This window comes from Nocardia amamiensis NBRC 102102, assembly GCF_001612745.1.
Classification (GTDB): Bacteria; Actinomycetota; Actinomycetes; order Mycobacteriales; family Mycobacteriaceae; genus Nocardia; species Nocardia amamiensis.
Genome location: NZ_BDBA01000016.1, coordinates 35,092 through 55,134 on the forward strand (window position 1 = coordinate 35,092; position 20,043 = coordinate 55,134).

The following is a 20,043-nucleotide window of genomic DNA, read 5'->3' on the forward strand; positions in this document are numbered from 1 at the left end:
TCACGGAATCTCCGTCGCTACTTTGCAAGTCCATCAGCGCCCCATGAGCTGGTGCAGATCGGTTAGACCTCGTCGCGCATTGGGTGATATCGCTGATTCAGCGATTGAGGATGCAGCCTCCAGAACGGGGAACTCTCCCAAATTGTCCAGATCGCTGAGCCGGTAGGCGATGTAATCGACATCAGCGTCGTCTCGCCGACCCAACTCCTCGAGAACCGACAGCAGACCCAACTCTCCGCCATGTCGGACCAGTGCCTCGGCGGCTTCGATTTGCATCGTGACTATGTCATCATCCAGCATTTCCACGAGGCGGCTGCGCGCCTGGGCGTCGGAGATCCAAGCACTCAACTCCGAGATGGAGCGAAGCCGTACCAGCCCATCGTGACTTCGGGAATGCTCCAAGGCCGCGCGCAGGTCGACGTGCCCGTCATTCGCATTCACTATGGGATCTCCTCAGGTAGAGCGGGTCGGACACTGTCATTTAGGGTACGCGCAAAGATTCGACCTGTCGCTGGATCAATATTTTTCTGGATCTCCACAACATGAGGCGTCGGGATGTACTGTCCTGTCGCCTTGTCCATATGCGGCTTTCCAACAAGATCTACGCGACTAGTCGCGACGCCATCGGCATCGAAAAATGAATAGTGCGTCACATTTCCCTGAGCGTCACGCTTTACAAGGTACCCATTCGGAGGACCACCCTGAGTCGGCAAATTCCGTCCAGTCCATGTCTGCGCATTGTCCAACTCTGCTCTGAGAGGCTTTTTCGGCGGCCTCGGGGGACCTTCGACCTTCTTACGCAGCCGATCACGAAGGTCGGTAACCACCTTCCTCGCTTTGACGACCGCGTCCTTGGCTTCCTGCTTGAGACCCGCGATCTGGAGCGCCTTGCGAGCTCGCCAGGCGATGATGCCGTCTTTGATCCTCCCGGCCCATTGATGGAGCGTGTGGACAGCCTTGGCGGCGGTGACCGCGCCAGCGCCGAAGCTTATCAGCGCGAGCCCGACCGTGATCGCGGCGTCGATGGCGAGGTCTTTGGCGAGACCCTCTAGAAAGACCCTGATCTCGGCGCGGAGTTCGTTCAGCGCGTCGCGATATTCGATGCAGGACTGGCTGATCTGCTTGCAGGCGGTCAACAGTTGATCGATGGAGTTGGCCAGGGATTTGAGATCGTCTCGGATGTAGGAGGCGTCGGCGGCGGTGACGGTGTCGAACAGTCCGGCGGCGATGGTGATTTTGTCGCGGGCGTTCGTGTTTGGTAGATCGTGCCGAGCCGGTCCCAGGCGTCGGCCGCGTTGGCGAGCTTTCCGGTGTCGCCATCGGGGATCGGTATGCCGATGTGGCTGGCGATATTGATGCCCTTGTCGAGGATGCCTTGTCCGGGGCCGCCTGCCGAGGCGGGGACCGAGAACGGCCCGAAGACCGGCATGTCGGGAGTCGTCGGCTTGTCCGGCTGCGGCGCGCCCTTCATCGAGGCGTCGGCTTGGGCGTGCGTGAAGCCGATGTCGTTGAGGGCACCGCCGTATGCGTACAGGGTGGAGTGGACATCCTGGAAGAACCCCACCGCCTCGAACGCGGAGGCGTTGTACGAGCCCGCCCACTGTTGGCCGTTCTCGTCCACACCCGCCATCGACCCGCAGTCGGACAACTCCGCGAAGATGTACAGAAAGCTGTCACGCAGCGCCGACGCGGCGTCGAAACAGTTGGTGGCTGCCTGGTAGTAAGCCTTCGGATCGACAGCCAGAGTCATATGCCGGGAATCCGCAAGCCCTCGGCTACAGCGCCGGTATAGCTTTCGTGGGCCTGTTTCGCCGCCTCTTCCAGGGCCGTGAGCCCTTCCCGGATATCGGTGGCACCTGCCAACCACTCGTCGTGCGCTTCGCGGTAGGCCGCCATCACCGCTCCGGCCGAGGCGGCGTCGACTTCTTTGGCTTTCCGGTCGATTGCCGCCAGCTGATCGGCAAGCAATCCGGCGAAAGCCCGGATTCGGGCAGCGAGGTTATCGAGTTTGTCGAGATCGACCGAGAAAGCTTGCGCATCCGCTGACATGAGATGTCCGTCCTCGCTCAGGGCAGTTCGAGCGAGCTGACGCCGGTGGCAAAGGTTTGATCGGTCTGACGCACGGTGTCGGCGGTCACCCCCAGCTTCTCCGCCAACTCGAACAGTGCGTCCCACACCTGCACCGCTCCTTGGTGAAACTCTTCCCAGCCGGTTGAGAACGCGCGGGCGTTGTTACCCGCCCAGCTCGCCAGCATGTCTCGAGCATCGGTCTCCAAGGCCGAGTAGCCATCACGGCACTGAGTCGCGACATCGAACGCCAAGCGCCCCAAGGCTTTGACATCATCGGTGTCGACCGACAGCGATGGCACTTCCCCCGCCAACCTCGACCCCCTCCATCGCAGAGTAGTTCAGCCGCAAACGTACCCGAAGGCCGGCGGCAGCGAAACCTGCAGCTCCCTACCACGCTTCGGAAGGTAGCGCCATGATCTTATTGTTCCTCAAGACTTTCCGTATGTCCGAAGTTCGCGAGGACGCGGAGGCTGGACACGCTGTCGATCGCGGCCGCTGACCGAGACCTAATCCGCCCGATGCTTCATGCCCTAGCGTCGACACAGGTCGTCGTACTTACGCGACAGCGAATCCATCTTCCAGATACGCCAGCGCTCCCTCAGCCCGAGCCCGGCGTGCTGCTGCCACGCGCCGAGCCAACACGTCCGGCAGTCGCTCCGCAGCCTCAAGGTCATCGCACCACGCCCAGCTCCGAAGCTCCTCAGTCTGAAGGACTATGTCCGCTGTCTGATCGGCGCCGAGCACTCCACCATCAAAGACCAGCATCACCCCATCGCTGGGATAGAGACCAGGCGGCACCCAATCCACCACCAACAGCCGCCCCAAAGACACCGCCAGGCTCAGCTCCTCATGGATCTCGCGGACAACCGCGGCATAAGGCGACTCACAAGCCTCCACAACGCCGCCCGGCAGCTCCCAATAGTTCTTATACGTCGGCTCGACCAACAGCACCCGGTCCGACGCATCGACGAACAACGCTCCCGCCCCCATCCGCTTACGAGGCAGCCTGGCGATATCTTCAGCTCGTTCGGACTCCACGGAGCACAACACTATCCGTCGCATATCACGTAAGGACGAACGTGCTGCGTTCGATGAGCCTGCCCATGAAGCAGCCCCAGGCGCATGACGGTGCAGAGGCGGCACTGGGGCGTTCGTCAGCCAGCCTAGCGAATGGGGCGGCGCGGCACCGGGCGATTCGGTCCCGAGCTTCGGGTGTCGCCGTCCGGACTGGCCAGGCGCCGTTCCAGAGCGGTGAACGCGGTGATCGCCTCCGGTGACTCGAATGCCCGGTTGCGGCGGCCGACGGTGAGCTGGCGAAGGATTCCGGCTTCGGTCAAACGCTCGATGGCGGAGTTCGTAGCGGGGAAACTGCGTCCGATCAGGGTTGCCGCAGTGGCGACGGTGAGGATCGGGGCGCCGACGAGCTTGCCGAGGAGCAAGTCCAGGGCGGAGTTCGCCCGCACCGGTTCCACCCGGTCTCGCCATGATCTTTGCAAGTCAGCAGCTTTCACTTCGAAAGCAGTCGCGTCCTCAGCCGCACAAGTGCACGCGGCGGCGAAGCGCGACACCCAGGTATTCAGATCGTCGATGGCTTGCTCCGAATCGGCTGCACCGATGTGCCGGAAGCGATTCAGACCGTCGATGTAGCTGTCGCTCCACGTGGCGAGGATCAGCGACACCGGCGCGACGACGCGTTCGGCTACACCGCGGCGGCGCAGTACCAGATGGATCAATGCCCGCCCGGTTCGGCCGTTGCCGTCGATGAACGGATGGATGGTCTCGAACTGCGCGTGTGCGATGGCGGCTTGGGCGACGGCTGGCAGGTCGTCGCTGTTACAGAAGGCGACCAGGTCCTTCATCAACCCAGGCACATAATCCGGCGGTGGTGGGACGAATTCGGCGGAGCAGGGGTTGAAAGAGCTGCCGCCGATCCAGTTCTGCACGTCCCGCAGGCATCCGCCGTGCTGCGCGATTCTGGTGCCGGACAGCAACCGTCGATGAATCTCGAGCAGATCATCCACGGTAATCGACTCACCACGAGCGACCGCAGTGGCCGCCACGGCCATCGCGTCGATGTTTGCGAGCACCTCGGCGGCGGTCACGTCGGATGGTGTGCCCTCGAGCTCCCGCGCTGCCTCCGCGCGCAGAAGTCGACGCGCGCCGATTTCCAGGCCCTCGATCCGCGAGGATGCGATGGCCTCGGCGCGCAGCAGCAATCGGGACAGCGCCTCCGTCTCGACCAGCGCCTTCGCCTCGGTATCGAGGCGGGTGATCGCCACTTCCGCGTCAACGACGTCAGCGGCGGTCTCGCTGGTCAGCGCAATGCGGCGGCCGACCAGAGGATCGGGCAGATATACCTGGTACGTGCCGGAGCCACGGTCTCTGCGGGACAGACCGCTGCCATCCAGGTTGCCGATCCAACTCCGCTGTGCAAACTTAGCCATGACTCCTCCTTATTTAAGGTTAGCATCTAACCTTAAATAAGGAGGCCAGGTGTAGAAGCGCCATTTCGCGCAGGCACACGCGGGCAGAGACCGAACTTGCGGTAGACCGCGTGCGGGCGGCCGCACCGCTGGCGGCGGGTGTAGGCGCGGACCGCGCACTACGGCTTGGCGTTGGCTTTGTTTCTCCTTGAACGGGAAGCCGAGGTGCTCAAGCAGGGCACGGCCTTCTCCGTTGTTGATCGGGTGGTCACTACGGCGATGTCCGTACCGCGCGGGCGGTCGATCTTGCGCGCCGACGACCTCCACGCCGCCCCCGTACCGGCGGCGTTCCCGCCAACTCAACTGATCACGCAGTCCGGCTGGAGTATCAGATTGCTGCACAACGCCGAGACGCACCGGTAGACCGAGAACGCACCGAACGATATCGGCATGCTCGCCCCGAAGTAGTGCGTCTTGACAGCGCCGAAACGAAAGTTTCGGGCAGCCGCCCGATGTGACGGCGAGGTCGGCGACAGCATTCGCTCTCGATTTGCCGAACCCTCATGCCGGAGGCGAATTATCCTGCTGCTCAATCGGTTCCACATTGTGGACAATCTCACAAGGTTTGCCTTGTTGACCGTGCAGTCGCTACCAATAGTGCGTTCGGTTCACACGACACGACGTTCGATTCGTCCACGTCGGGGGGTATCGGGGGTCGGGAGGGAATGAATTCAATGTTCTATCGCGCTGCAATGCGTATCGGTCGTAAGGCGCTCATCGGTGCGCTGCCGCTGGCCGTGGCGACTACGTTCGCCGGTGCCGGAGCCGCATCGGCCACCAACTACGCCGATCAGCAGGCGAAGTTGGCCCAGGCGATCTCGACGTCGGGCACGTCCGAGGACATCGGCTACAACACTACGGTCGCGCCGGACCTGCGCACCGTCTCCACCACGCTGGATGCCGCCACGTTCCAGCTCGGCGAGGCCTCGATCAAGGTCGTGAACAAGGCCGGCGCAGCGGTCACCGAGGTTCCGCGCACGCTGGCCACGCCGTCCGGTACCACCATCGCCCTTGATGCCAAGGTGTCCGAGGACGGCCGCACGCTGTCGGTGACCACACCTGAGGTCTCGGCAGCGACGGGCGCGGAGTTGAAGGACATCGCGACCAATCCGGGGGCGCAGTACCCGGATCCGGTCATGAACGGTGCCGCCGCGGGCGCGGGTGTCGGTGCGGTCGTCGCCCTCATCACCTGCATTCCGACCGTGGCGGCCTTCGTCGTCGGCTACGTGCTGTGCGCGGCGGTCGGCGTGGTGACCACCGCCATCCTGGGTGCGGTGGTCGGCGCGGTCGTGGGTACGGTCGCGCCCGATGTCATTCCGCAGGTGCTGCCCTGACAATCAGCGATTGACCTGCTGAGCTGAAGTCGCGAAAGGCGCTGCGGCGGACACGATCCGCCGCAGCGCCTTTCTTGGTATCAACCCCGATCACCCGCGTCTCGGGCAGAAGAACTGCGCGGCCTGTTTCGTGCACGCGCTTCACTGGTCGGCAATCACGGTTCATCCGGCGTCACAACTGTTTCGGCGAGATTTCATCCGTCGCTCGATGGCTGCGAGGCAGCTTGTTCGGCGGTACCGGCCGTGCCGAATCTGATATTCGCGCGTCCCCATCGAGCACCCTGTCCCACCGGTGAGAGCGGTCAGCGCCGGGCAGCTCTGGAGTTGGTGGCGGTAGCCGAGTTCGGCGAATCTGAGCAAATGGTCTGTGAACTGCGGCTGACGCAGAGAGAGGCCCATTCAGGAAACCGGCGGCCAACCGACCGGAACAGCTCAACCTCTGTTCACGGATTGGCACGGTTGCCCCAATAACGTCGAGTCCGTCGATGCTTCGGCGAGACCTACGTCAGGGGTTGCGATGGGCTACCACGAGCCTTCCCGCAGGACCATGCTCACCGCGCTTGCCGCAGTAGCCGCGCTTCCGGTCGGCGGATTGGCGCTGCTCGCGCCCCAGTCGCTGTCGATGCGAGCCCGGGATCTGGAGCTGATCACCGTGAGCGATCAGTCGGTTGCGGTCAGCTGGACGACCGCCGCGGCTGACCCGATCGGGCGCTGGCGGCCGGTCGAAGCGGACACCGAACTCGCACTCGGACCGGCGGATTCGCGTAAGCCGCTGCCGGTGGTGCACTTCGACGCCACACCCACCGCGTTCCACTACGTCGAAGTCACCGGGCTCGAACCCGGCAGACGCTACCGGTTGGAGGCCCGCTCCCGAGGCGTGCCGGCAGTTTCGGGTATGACGATGCGCTGGTGGAATGACGAGCAAGAACACGAGTTCGCCACCCTTACACCGCCGCCGGGGCGGCTGCTGCGCACCATCGCGCTAGCCAATGACCTGCACTTCGGCGAGGAGGTAAGCGGGCAGCTCGTGGCCGCGCTGCCGACCGGTGTGCGGCAGGAGCCCGGGACGGACCCGTATCCGGAGGTGATGCTGGACGCGCTGCTGACCGACGTGCGCGAGCTGGATCGCAACGTCGACCACCTGGTCTTGGCAGGCGACCTGACCAATGCCGGCACCCCGACGGAATCGCGCGATCTGAGGCGCTGGCTGGACAATTGGGGCACCCTCGGCCGAGACCTGTTGGTGTGCCGCGGCAATCATGACCGGCCGCGGGTCGGCGCGGGCTGGCGGTCGGGTCAGCGACTGCCGGGGACCGAGCACCACGACTGCTGGGGCCCGCACTTCCTCCCTCGACAGCGACTATCCAGCTATGACCTGGACGGCCTGCGGGTGATCGGGCTCGACACCACCGAACTCGACGGCTCCGGCGGGCGAATCGACGCCGAGCAGATGTCCCGGCTGCGCAGCGTGCTGCGCGATGAACCCGAGCAGCCGACACTGGTTTTCGGCCACCATCCGGTGACTCGGGAGTCGGCGATGACCAACCTCGGCGGTCCCGGCTTCGTACTCAACCGGCACGACGCGGCCACCTTGCACCAGCTCTACGGGCGCTCCCCCGGAGTATTCCTGCACCACAGTGGGCACACGCATCGCAATCGGCGCACACGCCCGGACACCCCCATCCCGGTGGAGTTCCTGGAGGTGGCCTCGATCAAGGAATACCCCGTCGGCTACGCGCTGCTGCGGCTGTACGAGGGCGGGTACATGGTTACCTTCCAGACCACCCGCACGTCCGCCGCCCGGCGCTGGAGCACCCGCACCCGCAGCCAGCTGTTCGGGCTGCAGCCACGCTACAGCCTGGGATCGCTAGCCGACCGAAACCATGTGGTGCGCCGCGATCTGTCCGGGATCGAGCAGGTACCGCGCCCACGCAAGGCCGCGGCGCATCAGTGCCAGCACCGTGGACTTCGCACTGCCGCTCAGCGATAGCAAGCGGAGCCGCGGTTCGAGTTCGGCGCGATCCGCGCGGCGAGACGAGATGTGCTGGGCGACATGGTGTTGTCCTAGCGTTCGGCGGCTGCCCGCAGGTTGGCCAGCCAGGCTTCGAGTCCTGCGCCGAGGAAATGGGTGGAGGTCGGTACATCTGCTTCGACTTGGGCTCCGTTCCAGTTCTCCTCGGTGCGTACGAGGACGCCGTCGTCGACGGGGGTGAAGGTCCAGACGTGAGTGCCGCCATCGATGCTCAGCCCGTCGCCGGTCGCCGGGCCGGTCCAGCGGATGCACCGGCCGGGTTGTATTTGCTGGACGGTGGAGGTGATGGTCAGGGTGGTCGCGGGAGTGGTGGCGGTGGCGGGAGCGGGCGTGGTCCATCGGAACTGCGAGCCCGGCTGTAGTGGCCCCGAGTCCAAGCGCTCCATGCTGGTGACCGGCTTCTGCCAGGTCGGCCAGCGTTCCACATCGGTCTGCAGGTGCCAGATGGTTTCCAGCGGCGCCTTGATCAGGGCCTCGGTCCGGTAGTGGATCGGCGCGGCGGGATCGATGCCCTTCCCCTCGCAGGTCAGCGGTGCCGGGTCCGCTGTGGGGCCGTCGGCGAGCGCGGGAGTCGCGGTGGCGCACAGGATTCCGGCGGTGAGCGCGAGCAGGGCATGCCCGGAGCGACGGGCGATGCCGGAGGTGAGTCGAGCCTTGGGGGTTCTGGAGGGGCGAGTGTCGATCATGGTCCTACTCCTCGTTGACGGGCGATTGGTTATCACCTCTTTTGTAAGTTAGAAGCTATAACCAACCTTGGTGAGAGTCAAGAGCAAAAGTGATAACCTCTAACCAGTTCGGTGACGCGCAGCCGGGAAAGGAGTTGTCCATGACGGACACAGATGCGAAGAGCCCGCGTGAGCGCTATCGGGTACAGATGCGCGCCGAGATCAAGGAGTGCGCCTGGCAGCAGATCGCCACGGCGGGTGCGTCCGCGCTGTCGCTCAACGCGATCGCCAAGCAGGTCGGCATGAGCGGGCCCGCCCTGTACCGGTACTTCGCCAGCCGCGACGAGTTGATCACCGCACTCATTCGTGACGCCTACCGAAGTCTCGCCGACACCCTCCGGGCAGCGCGCGACTCCGGTGCCGATGTGGCCGGACTCGCCTACGCCATTCGGGAATGGGCCTTGGCACATCCGCAGCGGTACTTCCTCATCTACGGCACACCCGTCCCCGGCTACCACGCGCCCGACGACACCACGGAAATCTCCGACGAAATCATGACGATGCTGATCGAGGCCTTCTCCGCGCTGCCCTCCGGCAAGTCGGCGACACCGTTCGACGCCGATCTCGAGCACCATCACCGATCGGGCGACGGCGACTCGGTGCCGGTCGCCACCCTCCACCGCGCCGTGTCCTTCTGGACCCGCATGCACGGCGTGCTCTCACTCGAACTCGCCGGTCACTTCAGCGGCATGGGGTTCGACCCCGCCCTGCTGTTCGCCGACGAGTTGAATTCCCTGGTGGACGCGCCGCAAGTATGACGACGCGGTTCAACAGATGCCCGCCGGCGGTCATTCGTCCAGGAACCGCAAGAGCTCGGTGGTGACGAATCGGGGGTTCTCTTCGACGAGCCAGTGCCCCGCGTTCGGCACGTCGACAGCGCGCACAATGTCGGTCATGCGGGGGGCTACCGTGGCTCGGACCGCGTCGAGTTGCCCCTGGGCGGTCATCAGCAGAGTCGGGACCGATATCGGTGTGGCTGCCACGGTGTCGCGGACGTCTTTGTCGAGAGCGCGGTAGAGCTCGAAGCCAGCCGACAGGACCGGAAGGCGACGGTAAGTCCGTGCGTACTCGTCGATTTCGGCGTCGCTGAACGGGGACCGATCAGAGGTGCCGCCGAACGCCGTGCCACCGAAGGAGACTTGAGGGTAGAACAGCGCCAGGTATTCCCGCACGTCGTCGCTGACGACCTCCTCGGCGACACGTCTCTGGGCGTGGAAGGCGATGTGCCAGCTCAATGAGCGGTACGTGGACGCGTCGATGGCGGGCCCGGGCAGCGGCAGGTCGAGGTAGCCGAGACGTGCGGTGTCACCGGGAAATTGGCTGGCGTACTGGAAGGCTACCGCGGCGCCGAAATCGTGCCCGACGACGCGGGCGTCGCGGACTCCCAGCCGGTCGGCGATCAAGGTGTGCACGTACCGCGCCAGGGTGGCCTTGTCGTATCCGGTCGGTGTGCCCGTGCTGTCCCCCAGCCCGGGAAGATCGACGGCGTAGACGGTGTGATGTTCGGCGAGTGCGGGCATGATCGGCCACCAGCCGTACCAGGTCTGCGGCCAACCATGGATCAGCACTACCGGCGTTCCGCTGCCGCCGGTCACGTAATGCATGCGAACGCCGGAGATGTCGGCGAACTCGTGCCGGAAAGTGTTCTCGAACGCGGGGTCGCCCTGGGTCGCAGCGGCATAGGGAGCGACGTCGGGGGTGGTCGTGGAGCAGGCCGCGGCGCCCATCGTGATCAGGAGGGTGAGCGCGACGGTAGCCATCGCGCGTGCGGATCGGAGGAGGCCGTGCGGCCGGGTCGCGGTGATCATGTGTTCCTGTCTTGGAGAGGGTGATCGGGTCAGCGCCCGGTCGTGCCGTCGATGAGTTCGCGGAGGATGTCCGCGTGGCCCGCGTGGCGGCCGGTCTCCTCGATCATGTGGGTAAGCGCCCAGCGGACGCTGGGAGCGGGGCGCCCCGGCCGCGACCGCGGGAGGGGTGCGCCGAGATCGGTGCACCCGTCGAGAATGTCGTTCGCGCGCTCGACCGTGGCTCGGTAGCGCGCGACGACATCGGCCACGCTGTCCGCAGGCGACGCCAGGAAAGTCGCCTGCCAATCGGTCACAGTGTCCCCGAGGAAGATCGAGCGCTCGACGAAGGTCAGGTGCTCGAGCAGCCCGAGCAGGTTCGTGCCCGACGGCACCGCGGCCGTTCGCACCTGCGGTTCGGGTGCGCCGTCGACCTTCGCGGCAATCGAGGCCCGGAGGTAGTCGAGGAATGCGCGCAGGGTCTTGGTCTCACTGCTTCCGGTTCGGGGCGGCGGGGTGTCGTCCCAGCGCTTGCGGCGCGAGATGGCAGGCACGGTGGTCTCCTTCGTCGGAGGCGCATCAGGCGGTGCGGCGGATGAGCAGGACATGGTCGGTGACCTCGGCGGTGCGCGCGTCCGGTCCCGTCGCGATCCGCCGGGGAGCGTCGGCCCGCTCGACCGTCCACGCCGCCGGATCCAGAGCGATACCCGCGGCGACCTCCTGCGGGCTCGGGTACCGGTGGCCGTGATCCTGATTCCACGACCATGGCGCGGTCGAGCCGTGGTCGACGACCAGCAGTCGGCCGCCCGGACGCAAAGCGTGCGCGGCCAGGCGCAGGACGGTGGCCCTGTCCAGGTCGAACGGGGTGTGCAGGTAGTGGGCGGAGATCAGGTCGAACCGGTCCTGTGGGAAGGACTCGCGCAGATCGTGCCGCTCCGCGACGACGCGGTCGGCCAGGCCGTGCGTGCGGGCGAGGTCGGCGAGCCGCGCGACCGCCACGGCTGAGATGTCGATGGCGGTGACGTGCCAGCCCCGGCGGGCGAGCCACAGCGCGTCGCCGCCGTCTCCACATCCGAGGTCCAACGCGACTCCCGGCGATAGGCTCGAAACCGTTTCGGCGAGACGGTAATTCGGTTGCGGGTCAATGGCCGGTGTGCGGGCGGCGTAGACGCCGTCCCAGAACGTGACCGCATCGGTGGTGTTCATCGAGGCTCCTTCGGTCGGGACACGCTCAGTCTTTCCCGACGCAGCACGATGTGGCACGCAATCTTGCGGTTCCGGCAAGATGCTCTCGTGGACCCCGAAACAACTGACGTGCTCGACGCGGTGGGGCCGCGGCTGCGCGCGCTCCGGCGCGGTCGTGGCATCACCCTCGCCGACCTCGCGACGCGGACCGGGGTGTCGGAGAGCACCCTGTCCCGCCTGGAGAGCGGGCAGCGCCGGGCGACTCTGGAGTTGCTGCTGCCGCTCGCTCGCACCTACGACGTCCCGCTGGACGACCTCGTCGGCGCTCCGCGCACCGGCGACCCCCGAATCCACCTGAAGCCGATCCGCCGGTTCGGGATGGTCTTCGTACCGCTGTCCCGGCGGCCGGGCGGGGTGCAGGCGTTCAAGATGATCATCCCCGCACGACCCGAACCGGTGGAGCCATCACCGCAGACCCACGACGGCTACGAATGGCTGTACGTGCTCAACGGTCGCCTGCGGCTGGTGCTCGGCGAGCGCGACCTGACCTTGCCGCCGGGCGAGGCCGCCGAATTCGACACGTCCGAGCCGCACTGGCTCGGCAGCGCCGACGGCGGCGTAGTCGAGCTACTCATCTTGTTCGGCTTGCAAGGGGTGCGTGCCCACATCCGCGCCGACCCGAATCGGTGAAAATGCCGGAGTAATTCGTCGCGGTGCAGCCGATGCAGGCGATACTCGGCGGCGTTGGCGTCGCACGACCGTGAATGCGAACAAGGGCACGGACTCGGGTGGAGTCCGTGCCCTCGTTCGGGTTCAGTGCTGGAAGACGCTCACCAGGAGCGCGAGCTCACCAGGAGCTCCTATGCACGCCCGGCAGCTCGCCGCGGTGCGCCATTTCGCGCAGGCACAGCGGCCTCCGTCGTCGGTTACGTGTCTGCGCGGCGGTCGGCGTGGTGACCACCGCCATCCGGAGTCAACGGGAAGATCACATCGGGTACACCGGGTGCTTGCGCGGGTTGAACTCCGGCTTGACGGGCGGCTTGTCCCGCAACAGGCGCAGCGCGTTCCGGATCTCCAGACGGGTGCGCGCCGGTTCGATGACCGCGTCGATGTAGCCGCGTTCGGCGGCGATCCACGGGGTGGCGATCGTCTCGTTGTACTGGTTGATCATGAACTCGCGCGCCGCTGCCCGATGCTCCTCCGGCACCGCCGCCAATTGCCGCTTGCCGATGAGGTCGACCGCGCTGTCGGCGCCGATCACCGCGATCCGGGCCGTCGGCCAGGCGAAACTGATATCGGCACCCACCTGTCGGGCCGCCATCATGCCGTAGGCGCCACCGTAAGACTTGCGCACGACCAGGTTGATGATCGGGACCGTCGCCTCGATGATCGCACGCGGGACCCGCCCGCCGCGGATGATCACACCGTTGGCTTCCTGCTCGAGGCCCGGCAGCACGCCCGGGGTGTCCGCGACGAACACCAGCGGGATATTGAACGCGTCGCAGAGCCGGATGAAGTAGGTCGACTTGTCCGAGCAGGCGGCGTCGATGGAACCACCCAGCACCAGCGGCTGGTTGGCGATCACACCGACCGGATAGCCGTCGACCCTGGCGAATCCGGTGATCAGATTCGGGGCGAACGCGGCACGGATTTCGTGAAATTCACCGTCGTCGAAGATCCGCAGCAGGATCTCATGCATGTCGTAACCGGCGCGATCGGAATCCGGAATGATCGTGTCGAGCTCCCGATCGGCAGCAGTGATCTCCGGCTCCAGGCCGGGGTTCACAATCGGCGGCTGCTCGAGACAGCTCGTCGGCATGTAGCTCAGGTAGTTGCGCGCCCACTCGTAGGCTTCCTGCTCGGTGTCGGCCACGTGATGCAGGGTGCCGCGTTCGGCCTGTACCTCGGCGCCACCGAGCTCCTCGGCGGTGACGTCCTCACCGTTGACGGCTTTGATCACCTCCGGCCCGGTGACGAACATGTAGGAATCCCTGGTGCCGATGAGCACGTCGGTGTTGATCGGCCCGTACACCGAACCCGCTGCGCATTTGCCGAGAATGATCGACACCTGTGGCACATACCCGGACAGTTTCTCCAAGACCCGGGAAATATCACCGAACGAAGCGATCGAACCCACCGCGTCCTGGATACGCGCACCGCCGGAATCATTGATCGTCACCACCGGGCATGCGTTGTCGAACGCGAGTTGCAGCGCCCGCATGAACTTGCGGGCGGATGTGATACCGACCGACCCGCCGTACACGGTCTGATCGTGGGCGATCACCACCACCGGACGGCCCCCGATCAGACCGCGACCGGTGACCAGACCGTCACCGTAGAGAGCATCCGGTTGGCCGGGCTGACGAGCCAACGCACCGGTCTCGATGAACGTCCCACGGTCGAGCAGCATGTCCACACGCTGGCGAACGCTCGGAATGCCCTTCTTCTCCCGCTTGGCGGCACCGGCCTCACCCGCCGGTTCGGCAGCGATCGTCAGGATCTTGACCAGTTCATCAAGCTTCGCCTCGGTACCTGTCACGCTCGCCGCCACCTTCCGAACCAACTGTTGTGCCTCCGCGACGTTAAGCGGTATCGACACAGAACGTGTCATTGAACCGGATATCCGGGACAAATCACAGCTGAGGCCGGCCGCGCATGGCATCCCCAAGAGTCCGAACACAGTCAGAGGAAGGAAGGACAGGCAAGACGCCGTTCCAGGGCCGGAAGCGAGTCAGACCGTCGATGTAGCTGTCGCTCGACGTGGCGAGGGTCAGTGACACCGGCGCGACGACGCGTTCAGCTACACCGCGGCGGCGCAGTACCAGATGGATCAACGCTCGACCGGTTCGAGTCCGCCGGTCGAGCCGGCGACCCGAGCCAGCGGCTAGCGGACCAAGTCGGCGAAGCTGATATCGCCGAGTACTACATGCTCTAAGCGAAGGAATCCGTCGCGGTGCAGCCGATGCAGGCGATATTCGGCGGCGTGGGCGTCGAGCCGGAATTCCCGCACCTCCTCGATGTCGAACTTCGTGTCGAGGACGACAACCAGGTAGAGCGGAATACCTGCTCGAGCGTACTGAACCTTTTTGTCCAGCAAGTCTTCTGCGGCGGTGGACGGCGAAGACACCGCCACGACGATCAGCGCGTCGCCGGCCTCCGGCTTCGCTCCACGCTCGGGCAGGCAGCGATACACCGTCACATCCGGTCTCCGAAAAGTGAACTTCGGTATCCGCCAAAGGACCACATCCATATCGGTCTCGACTCGAATGCACGGCTCAGTGCTCGGCAAGTCCTCCATGGAGCCGGCCAAGCGGCGTGCCACGCGATTGTGCTCGGGCACCGGCGATTCACAGACGATCACATGCCCGTGCACAACCTCGATCTCGCGCGCGACACCCTCGGGCAGCTGACGGTACTGCTCCTCGGTCATCTCGTGCGGCAAGTGGTCCGATGCCTGGATCGTCATGACCGAAGCCTACCTAGACCGCCGTTGCGAGCAGTCATCGTGAATGCGAACGAGGGCACGGACTCGACTGGAGTCCGTGCCCTCGTTCAGGTGTTCAGTTGGGGACGCTCAGAAGAGCGTCCGGCTCACCAGGAGCTCTTGTGCACGCCCGGCAGCTCGCCCCGGTGCGCCATTTCGCGCAGGCACACGCGGCAGAGGCCGAACTTGCGGTAGACCGCGTGCGGGCGGCCGCACCGCTGGCAGCGGGTGTAGGCGCGGACCGCGAACTTCGGCTTGGCGTTGGCCTTGTTGACCAGTGCTTTCTTTGCCATGTGCTCAGTTCTCCTTGAACGGGAAGCCGAGGTGCTTGAGCAGGGCACGGCCTTCTTCGTTGTTGGTCGCGGTGGTCACCACGGTGATGTCCATGCCGCGCGGGCGGTCGATCTTGTCCACGTCGATCTCATGGAACATCGACTGCTCGCTGAGGCCGAACGTGTAGTTGCCGTTGCCGTCGAACTGCTTCGGCGACAGGCCGCGGAAGTCGCGGATACGCGGAAGCGCGATGGAGACCAGGCGGTCGAGGAACTCCCACATCCGGTCGCCACGCAGGGTGACCTTGGCGCCGATCGGCATGCCCTCACGCAGCTTGAACTGCGCGATGGACTTGGTCGCCTTGCGGATCTGCGGCTTCTGGCCGGTGATCAGGGCCAGGTCCTCGACGGCACCGTTGATCAGCTTGGCGTCGCGAGCGGCGTCACCGACACCCATGTTCACGACGACCTTCACCACGCCCGGGATCTGCATCACGTTGGCGTAGTTGAACTCGTTGTTCAGCGCGTCCTTGATTTCCTCGCGGTAGCGCTGCTTCAGCCGGGGCTGCACCTTTTCCGTGGTGGTCATGTCAGATGTCCTTCCCGTTCTTACGGGAGATCCGGACCCGCTTGCCGCTCTCCTCGTCGGTCCGGTAGCCGATCCGGGTCGGCTTGCCGTCGGAGTCGACGACCATCACGTTCGACACGTGGATGGGGGCTTCCTGGGTCACGATGCCGCCCGAGGAGGCGCCGCGCTGGGTGGCGGAGTTCGCGACGTGCTTCTTGATCCGGTTCACGCCCTCGACGAGAACCCGGTTCTCCTTCGGGTAGGCCTGGATGACCTTGCCCTTGGCACCCTTGTCCTTGCCCGAGATGACGAGCACGGTGTCGCCCTTGTGCACCTTCATGTCAGAGCACCTCCGGGGCCAGCGAAACGATCTTCATGAACTTCTTGTCGCGCAGCTCGCGGCCGACCGGGCCGAAGATGCGGGTGCCGCGCGGGTCGTTGTCCGCCTTGATGAGCACGGCCGCGTTCTCGTCGAAGCGGATGTAGGAACCGTCCGGACGGCGGCGCTCCTTGGTGGTGCGCACGACGACGGCCTTGACGACGTCACCCCGCTTCACGTTGCCGCCGGGGATGGCGTCCTTCACGGTAGCGACGATGACATCGCCGATACCGGCATAGCGACGCGACGAACCACCGAGAACGCGGATGCAGAGAATCTCCTTCGCACCCGTGTTGTCGGCGACGCGCAGTCGCGACTCCTGCTGAATCACTTCAGCGTCCTCCTTGACCTGGACGTTTAGCACGCCGGATTGCCGACCCGACGGGCATGGTCGGTTGCCCTCCGGACGCGCGCCTGCCAGCGGTTTTCCTCGATCTGAGCGATAACGCGGAACCAACCACTGGGGGTTCACTGCCGGATTGCGGGCATAGCTCCCGCAGGCAACCGGTCTAGTGTATGGGAATCCGCAGGTCGTTCCCAAATCGGGGCGGTCGCCGACGTGCGGCGGACCTACCGGGGCCACGTTTCCGGGCTGTACCGGCCCCACGCCGGTAGCCTCGGTGTCCTGCAAGCAGCCTTCACGTACATCTGCGGCAACGCCGCGTCGGGGAGAGGACTCTCGTGACATCAACCGGTCGTCCAGGCAAGCTGGACCGTCGTGCGTTCCTGATCGCGCTCGGGGCGGTCCCTGCCGCCGCCGCGCTGGTCGCCTGCTCGAACGAAGCCGAGCCGGCGAGCCGGACGCTCACCGGTGTCGACATGAGCGGGGCGGACGAGACGATCCGGCCGCAGGACGACCTGTACCGGCACGTCAACGGCAAGTGGCTGCGGGAGTACCAGCTGCCGCCGGACAAAGTCGCCTTCGGTTCGACGAGCGAGGCCGCCGAGCGCACCCAGCAGCAGTTGCGGGAGATCATCGAGGGCATCCAGGACCCGAAACCCGGCTCGGAAGCCCAGCAGATCAAGGACCTGTACGACGCGCGCCTGGACTGGGACGAGATCGAACGGCTCGGCATGACTCCGCTCGCGGGGCTGTTCGCCAAGATCGATGGCGCCGCGACCAAGGCGGACCTGGCGAAGGTGATGGCCGAGCTGCCGATCGGCGGGCTGATCGGCCTTGGCATCGGCGTCGACCGGAAGAACTCCGACGCCTACATTCCTTCGGTCGGCCAGTCCGGTCTCGGACTCGGTGAGCAGTACTACCGGAAGCCCGAGTACGCCGAGGTGCTCGCGCAGTATCGGGTCTTCCTCGAGCGCATCGCGGCGGGCGCCGGGTTCGCCGATCCGGCCGGTATCGCACAGCGCGTGTTCGACCTGGAGAAGCGCATCGCGCCCGCGCACTGGGACAACGTGCGCAACCGCGACACCGACGCGACGTACAACCTGTACAGCTGGGCCGATATGACCGCACTCGCGCCGGGATTCGACTGGGACCCGTGGCTGGCGGGGAACACCGACCGCCCGCGCGAGCTGTTCGCGTCGATCGTCGTCAACCAGCCGTCCTACCTCACGGCGGCGGGTCAGCTGTGGACCGAGGTCGATATCGCCACCTGGCGGGACTATCTCAAGCTCTACGTGCTGCGGGAATTCGCGCCATACCTGCCCAAAGCCATCAACGACGCGAATTTCGATTTCCGGGGCAGGGTGCTCAACGGTCAGGACGAGCGCCCGGAACGCTGGAAGTACGGGGTCGGCATCGTCGACGAGCGGCTCGGCGAACAGCTCGGCAAACTGTACGTGGACAAGCACTTTCCACCGGAGGCCAAAGACCGCGCCAAGGAAATGCTCGCCGACGTCATCGCGGCTTACCGGGAGAACTTCACCAACTCCACCTGGATGTCGCCCGCGACCAGGACGGCGTCGCTGGCCAAACTGGACAAGATCGACCCCAAGATCGGTTACCCGGACAAGTGGATCGACTACTCCAAGCTGCAGGTCACCAGGGGCAAGCTGATCGAATCCTTGCTCGCCATCAATGAATTCGAGGTCAAGCGTGCCTTCGCGCGCCTGGGCACCCCGGTCGACAAGACCGAATGGGGCATGTCGCCGCAGACGGTGAACGCCTACTACTCGGCGACCTCCAACCAGATCGTCTTCCCGGCCGCCTACCTCCAGCCGCCGTTCTTCGACAAGGACGCGCTGCCCGCGGTCAACTTCGGCGCGGTCGGCTCGACCATCGGTCACGAGATCGGCCACGGCTTCGACGACCAGGGCTCCAAGTACGACGGTGACGGCAACCGCCGCGACTGGTGGACCCCCGAGGATCGAGCGGCGTTCGATGCCAAAGCCAAGCAGCTGGTCGAGCAGTACAACGTGCTGGTCCCGGAGGGCCTCGAGCCGAACCAGCACGTCAACGGGGAGCTCACCGTCGGGGAGAACCTCGCCGATCTCCGCGGACTGCAGATCACGCTGGCCGCATTCCGCATCGCGGAGAAGAGGCGCGGCATCGACAACCCTGATTACCGCACCATGTTCCTGTCCTGGGCCCGCAGTTGGCGGGAAAAGCAGACGGAGGAACTGACCGTCCGCTTGCTCGCCGGCGACACCCACTCCCCCGCCGAATTCCGGTGCAACCAGGTCGTGCGCAACCTGGAGGAGTTCTACAAGACCTTCGAGCTGAAAGAAGGCGACAAACTCTTCCTGCCCGCCGACCAGCGCGTCACGTTCTGATCGCCGAGCGGAGTGAAATGGCGGCTCGGGCGAGCCTGACGGCCACCATTTCACTGCGCTCGATCAATCGCGCACCGGATGGGCACCGTGAGCGCGTGTCTCGGCGCGGGTGTACTTGCAAGCACCTGTCGCGCGGTGAACACGCCGGACTGTTTGTCCCGCAACTGCTCCAAGCCGGGGTCGCACGCATTCAGCCTGCTTCGCCTCGCGCTCCAACCAGCGCACCCCACCAGCACCTACGCCGCCCTGTGGATATCCGGCCGGGTGTGGATTCCTCAGCGAGCGCAAGGAAAAGGTGGTTCGAGCGGCCGCACGAGCCACCATTCGACTCCCGTCACGAAAGCAGGCCGGTGATCAGGGCGCGGAGACCGAGTTCGTAGGTGTTCCCGGCGGCGAGGGTGAGGTAGTCGGGGCCGAGGGTGGCCAGGCGGGGGTAGATTTCGGCGTCCAGGTCGGCAAAGACCTGGGCGCGGAAGGTGGGGCGGTTCTCGGCGGCGCGGCGAATGGATTTCGCGCGCACGATCAGGTCGCCCGCTGTGTAGTGCCAGATGGTGCGATATGCCTGAACGGCACGGTCCAGCGGGAGGCCGCAGGCCACGAAGCCGTCGATGACGGATTCGCTGACCCACAGCGCGGAGACGCCGAAAAGGTCGTCGGCGGCGAGGACTTCGACGATCCACGGGCGTGCGGCGAGCACGTCGTGCATGGCTAGCGCCGCGATGCGGATGCGCTCCTTCGGGTCTTCCGGCAGATCCGGCCAGACCACTTGGTCCGCGTAATCGTTGAGTAGCAGCCGGAGCAGGTCTTCCTTGTCCCGGACGTGGTGGTACAGCGCCATCGGCGTGCAACCGAGTTCCGCGGCCAGACGGCGCATGGTCAGCTTCTCCACACCGTCGGCGTCGATCACGGCGTTGGCCGCCGCGACGATCTCCGTGCGGGAGATTCGCGCAGGTCGGCCGGTGCGTTGGGGCTGCGACGACGGGCTCGGCATGGCTCC

25 protein-coding genes and 1 pseudogene are annotated in these 20,043 nt (G+C 65.5%); 6 read left to right on the plus strand and 20 right to left on the minus strand.

Annotated elements, in window-relative coordinates; translation table 11 throughout:
- Positions 1 to 33: 33 nt before the first annotated feature.
- The 8 genes and pseudogenes from NA4_RS04330 to NA4_RS38695 all read right to left on the minus strand — a co-directional run bounded on the left by NA4_RS04330 (position 34) and on the right by NA4_RS38695 (position 4,726).
- Complete coding sequence (locus NA4_RS04330; RefSeq protein ID WP_067464182.1) at positions 34 to 441, minus strand: HEAT repeat domain-containing protein; 408 nt, start codon at positions 439 to 441, stop codon at positions 34 to 36.
- Positions 441 to 1,136: a polymorphic toxin type 24 domain-containing protein gene (locus NA4_RS41235; protein ID WP_067464185.1), complete on the minus strand. Its 696-nt coding sequence runs from the start codon at positions 1,134 to 1,136 to the stop codon at positions 441 to 443. Before NA4_RS41235 ends, NA4_RS04330 begins: the two co-directional genes overlap by 1 nt.
- The gene (locus NA4_RS41240; RefSeq protein ID WP_067464188.1) at positions 1,133 to 1,750 is read right to left on the minus strand and encodes a hypothetical protein; all 618 of its coding nucleotides are present in this window, start codon (positions 1,748 to 1,750) and stop codon (positions 1,133 to 1,135) included. Before NA4_RS41240 ends, NA4_RS41235 begins: the two co-directional genes overlap by 4 nt.
- Positions 1,747 to 2,049, minus strand: coding sequence for a WXG100 family type VII secretion target (locus tag NA4_RS04345; RefSeq protein WP_067464191.1), 303 nt, complete (start codon positions 2,047 to 2,049; stop codon positions 1,747 to 1,749). The genes NA4_RS41240 and NA4_RS04345 overlap by 4 nt, the downstream gene beginning before the upstream one ends.
- A 17-nt stretch (positions 2,050 to 2,066) precedes the next feature.
- Complete coding sequence (locus tag NA4_RS04350; RefSeq protein ID WP_245671105.1) at positions 2,067 to 2,369, minus strand: WXG100 family type VII secretion target; 303 nt, start codon at positions 2,367 to 2,369, stop codon at positions 2,067 to 2,069.
- Between the two features lie 256 nt (positions 2,370 to 2,625).
- Positions 2,626 to 3,108: an NUDIX domain-containing protein gene (locus tag NA4_RS04355; RefSeq protein WP_218022250.1), complete on the minus strand. Its 483-nt coding sequence runs from the start codon at positions 3,106 to 3,108 to the stop codon at positions 2,626 to 2,628.
- A 125-nt stretch (positions 3,109 to 3,233) separates the two neighbouring features.
- Positions 3,234 to 4,514 carry a Fic family protein gene (locus NA4_RS04360; protein WP_067464197.1) on the minus strand — a complete coding sequence of 427 codons (1,281 nt, stop codon included), beginning with the start codon at positions 4,512 to 4,514 and terminating at the stop codon, positions 3,234 to 3,236.
- 19 nt (positions 4,515 to 4,533) lie between these two features.
- Positions 4,534 to 4,726 (minus strand): annotated as a pseudogene (locus NA4_RS38695) (uS14 family ribosomal protein).
- Here NA4_RS38695 and NA4_RS41880 point away from each other — a divergent pair.
- The 3 genes from NA4_RS41880 to NA4_RS04375 all read left to right on the plus strand — a co-directional run bounded on the left by NA4_RS41880 (position 4,686) and on the right by NA4_RS04375 (position 7,877).
- Positions 4,686 to 4,916 (plus strand): hypothetical protein, encoded by a 231-nt coding sequence (locus NA4_RS41880; RefSeq protein WP_174552904.1) that lies wholly within the window; start codon positions 4,686 to 4,688, stop codon positions 4,914 to 4,916. The pseudogene NA4_RS38695 and the gene NA4_RS41880 overlap by 41 nt on opposite strands.
- A 329-nt stretch (positions 4,917 to 5,245) precedes the next feature.
- Positions 5,246 to 5,887, plus strand: a complete 642-nt coding sequence (locus NA4_RS40070; RefSeq protein WP_157128800.1) for a DUF8020 domain-containing protein — start codon at positions 5,246 to 5,248, stop codon at positions 5,885 to 5,887.
- 517 nt (positions 5,888 to 6,404) lie between these two features.
- Positions 6,405 to 7,877, plus strand: a complete 1,473-nt coding sequence (locus NA4_RS04375) for a metallophosphoesterase family protein (protein WP_084496798.1) — start codon at positions 6,405 to 6,407, stop codon at positions 7,875 to 7,877.
- A 74-nt stretch (positions 7,878 to 7,951) separates the two neighbouring features.
- Here NA4_RS04375 and NA4_RS04380 read toward each other — a convergent pair whose 3' ends face one another.
- The gene (locus tag NA4_RS04380; RefSeq protein ID WP_084496799.1) at positions 7,952 to 8,605 is read right to left on the minus strand and encodes an SRPBCC family protein; all 654 of its coding nucleotides are present in this window, start codon (positions 8,603 to 8,605) and stop codon (positions 7,952 to 7,954) included.
- Between the two features lie 140 nt (positions 8,606 to 8,745).
- Between NA4_RS04380 and NA4_RS04385 the strand changes: the two genes are divergently transcribed.
- Positions 8,746 to 9,402, plus strand: coding sequence for a TetR/AcrR family transcriptional regulator (locus NA4_RS04385; RefSeq protein WP_067464203.1), 657 nt, complete (start codon positions 8,746 to 8,748; stop codon positions 9,400 to 9,402).
- A 30-nt stretch (positions 9,403 to 9,432) separates the two neighbouring features.
- Here NA4_RS04385 and NA4_RS04390 read toward each other — a convergent pair whose 3' ends face one another.
- From NA4_RS04390 to NA4_RS04400, 3 genes are read right to left on the minus strand one after another with little or no spacing between them, the layout of a single operon-like run.
- Positions 9,433 to 10,452 carry an alpha/beta fold hydrolase gene (locus NA4_RS04390; RefSeq protein ID WP_067464206.1) on the minus strand — a complete coding sequence of 340 codons (1,020 nt, stop codon included), beginning with the start codon at positions 10,450 to 10,452 and terminating at the stop codon, positions 9,433 to 9,435.
- A gap of 29 nt (positions 10,453 to 10,481) precedes the next feature.
- Entirely contained in the window at positions 10,482 to 10,982 is a 501-nt protein-coding gene (locus NA4_RS04395; protein WP_067464209.1) for a DinB family protein, read from the minus strand.
- Positions 10,983 to 11,007: 25 nt separating this feature from the next.
- On the minus strand, positions 11,008 to 11,634 hold the full coding sequence (locus NA4_RS04400; RefSeq protein ID WP_067464212.1) for an SAM-dependent methyltransferase: 627 nt from the start codon (positions 11,632 to 11,634) through the stop codon (positions 11,008 to 11,010).
- Positions 11,635 to 11,721: 87 nt separating this feature from the next.
- Between NA4_RS04400 and NA4_RS04405 the strand changes: the two genes are divergently transcribed.
- Positions 11,722 to 12,303 carry a helix-turn-helix domain-containing protein gene (locus NA4_RS04405; RefSeq protein ID WP_067464346.1) on the plus strand — a complete coding sequence of 194 codons (582 nt, stop codon included), beginning with the start codon at positions 11,722 to 11,724 and terminating at the stop codon, positions 12,301 to 12,303.
- A gap of 157 nt (positions 12,304 to 12,460) precedes the next feature.
- On the opposite strand, the gene NA4_RS43585 is transcribed toward NA4_RS04405, so the two are convergent.
- The 7 genes from NA4_RS43585 to rplN all read right to left on the minus strand — a co-directional run bounded on the left by NA4_RS43585 (position 12,461) and on the right by rplN (position 16,647).
- On the minus strand, positions 12,461 to 12,580 hold the full coding sequence (locus tag NA4_RS43585) for a hypothetical protein (RefSeq protein WP_084496801.1): 120 nt from the start codon (positions 12,578 to 12,580) through the stop codon (positions 12,461 to 12,463).
- A gap of 18 nt (positions 12,581 to 12,598) precedes the next feature.
- On the minus strand, positions 12,599 to 14,152 hold the full coding sequence (locus NA4_RS04410) for an acyl-CoA carboxylase subunit beta (RefSeq protein WP_067464349.1): 1,554 nt from the start codon (positions 14,150 to 14,152) through the stop codon (positions 12,599 to 12,601).
- A gap of 345 nt (positions 14,153 to 14,497) precedes the next feature.
- Complete coding sequence (locus tag NA4_RS04415; protein WP_067464215.1) at positions 14,498 to 15,079, minus strand: Uma2 family endonuclease; 582 nt, start codon at positions 15,077 to 15,079, stop codon at positions 14,498 to 14,500.
- Between the two features lie 125 nt (positions 15,080 to 15,204).
- Complete coding sequence (locus tag NA4_RS04420; RefSeq protein WP_014981705.1) at positions 15,205 to 15,390, minus strand: type Z 30S ribosomal protein S14; 186 nt, start codon at positions 15,388 to 15,390, stop codon at positions 15,205 to 15,207.
- Between the two features lie 4 nt (positions 15,391 to 15,394).
- Positions 15,395 to 15,958, minus strand: a complete 564-nt coding sequence (rplE, locus tag NA4_RS04425; RefSeq protein ID WP_039822453.1) for a 50S ribosomal protein L5 — start codon at positions 15,956 to 15,958, stop codon at positions 15,395 to 15,397.
- 1 nt (position 15,959) lies between these two features.
- Positions 15,960 to 16,277, minus strand: coding sequence for a 50S ribosomal protein L24 (rplX, locus tag NA4_RS04430; RefSeq protein WP_067464217.1), 318 nt, complete (start codon positions 16,275 to 16,277; stop codon positions 15,960 to 15,962).
- A gap of 1 nt (position 16,278) precedes the next feature.
- Positions 16,279 to 16,647, minus strand: a complete 369-nt coding sequence (rplN, locus tag NA4_RS04435; protein ID WP_014349098.1) for a 50S ribosomal protein L14 — start codon at positions 16,645 to 16,647, stop codon at positions 16,279 to 16,281.
- A gap of 350 nt (positions 16,648 to 16,997) precedes the next feature.
- On the opposite strand from rplN, the gene NA4_RS04440 reads away from it, so the two are divergent.
- Positions 16,998 to 19,046 carry a M13 family metallopeptidase gene (locus NA4_RS04440; protein WP_245671107.1) on the plus strand — a complete coding sequence of 683 codons (2,049 nt, stop codon included), beginning with the start codon at positions 16,998 to 17,000 and terminating at the stop codon, positions 19,044 to 19,046.
- Between the two features lie 334 nt (positions 19,047 to 19,380).
- On the opposite strand, the gene NA4_RS04445 is transcribed toward NA4_RS04440, so the two are convergent.
- Positions 19,381 to 20,037, minus strand: a complete 657-nt coding sequence (locus NA4_RS04445) for a TetR/AcrR family transcriptional regulator (protein WP_067464220.1) — start codon at positions 20,035 to 20,037, stop codon at positions 19,381 to 19,383.
- Positions 20,038 to 20,043: the final 6 nt, after the last annotated feature.

What these genes read in the sequence shown, in the direction of transcription:
- NA4_RS04380 (WP_084496799.1), bottom strand. Translation starts at nt 8,605, where the DNA reads ATGATCGACACTCGCCCCTCCAGAACCCCCAAGGCTCGACTCACCTCC.
- NA4_RS04420 (WP_014981705.1), bottom strand. Translation starts at nt 15,390, where the DNA reads ATGGCAAAGAAAGCACTGGTCAACAAGGCCAACGCCAAGCCGAAGTTC.
- NA4_RS04360 (WP_067464197.1), bottom strand. Translation starts at nt 4,514, where the DNA reads ATGGCTAAGTTTGCACAGCGGAGTTGGATCGGCAACCTGGATGGCAGC.
- NA4_RS04390 (WP_067464206.1), bottom strand. Translation starts at nt 10,452, where the DNA reads ATGATCACCGCGACCCGGCCGCACGGCCTCCTCCGATCCGCACGCGCG.
- rplE (WP_039822453.1), bottom strand. Translation starts at nt 15,958, where the DNA reads ATGACCACCACGGAAAAGGTGCAGCCCCGGCTGAAGCAGCGCTACCGC.
- NA4_RS04375 (WP_084496798.1), top strand. Translation starts at nt 6,405, where the DNA reads ATGGGCTACCACGAGCCTTCCCGCAGGACCATGCTCACCGCGCTTGCC.
- NA4_RS43585 (WP_084496801.1), bottom strand. Translation starts at nt 12,580, where the DNA reads ATGGCGGTGGTCACCACGCCGACCGCCGCGCAGACACGTAACCGACGA.
- NA4_RS04385 (WP_067464203.1), top strand. Translation starts at nt 8,746, where the DNA reads ATGACGGACACAGATGCGAAGAGCCCGCGTGAGCGCTATCGGGTACAG.
- NA4_RS04415 (WP_067464215.1), bottom strand. Translation starts at nt 15,079, where the DNA reads ATGACGATCCAGGCATCGGACCACTTGCCGCACGAGATGACCGAGGAG.
- NA4_RS04400 (WP_067464212.1), bottom strand. Translation starts at nt 11,634, where the DNA reads ATGAACACCACCGATGCGGTCACGTTCTGGGACGGCGTCTACGCCGCC.
- NA4_RS41240 (WP_067464188.1), bottom strand. Translation starts at nt 1,750, where the DNA reads ATGACTCTGGCTGTCGATCCGAAGGCTTACTACCAGGCAGCCACCAAC.
- NA4_RS40070 (WP_157128800.1), top strand. Translation starts at nt 5,246, where the DNA reads ATGCGTATCGGTCGTAAGGCGCTCATCGGTGCGCTGCCGCTGGCCGTG.
- NA4_RS04445 (WP_067464220.1), bottom strand. Translation starts at nt 20,037, where the DNA reads ATGCCGAGCCCGTCGTCGCAGCCCCAACGCACCGGCCGACCTGCGCGA.
- NA4_RS04345 (WP_067464191.1), bottom strand. Translation starts at nt 2,049, where the DNA reads ATGTCAGCGGATGCGCAAGCTTTCTCGGTCGATCTCGACAAACTCGAT.
- rplX (WP_067464217.1), bottom strand. Translation starts at nt 16,277, where the DNA reads ATGAAGGTGCACAAGGGCGACACCGTGCTCGTCATCTCGGGCAAGGAC.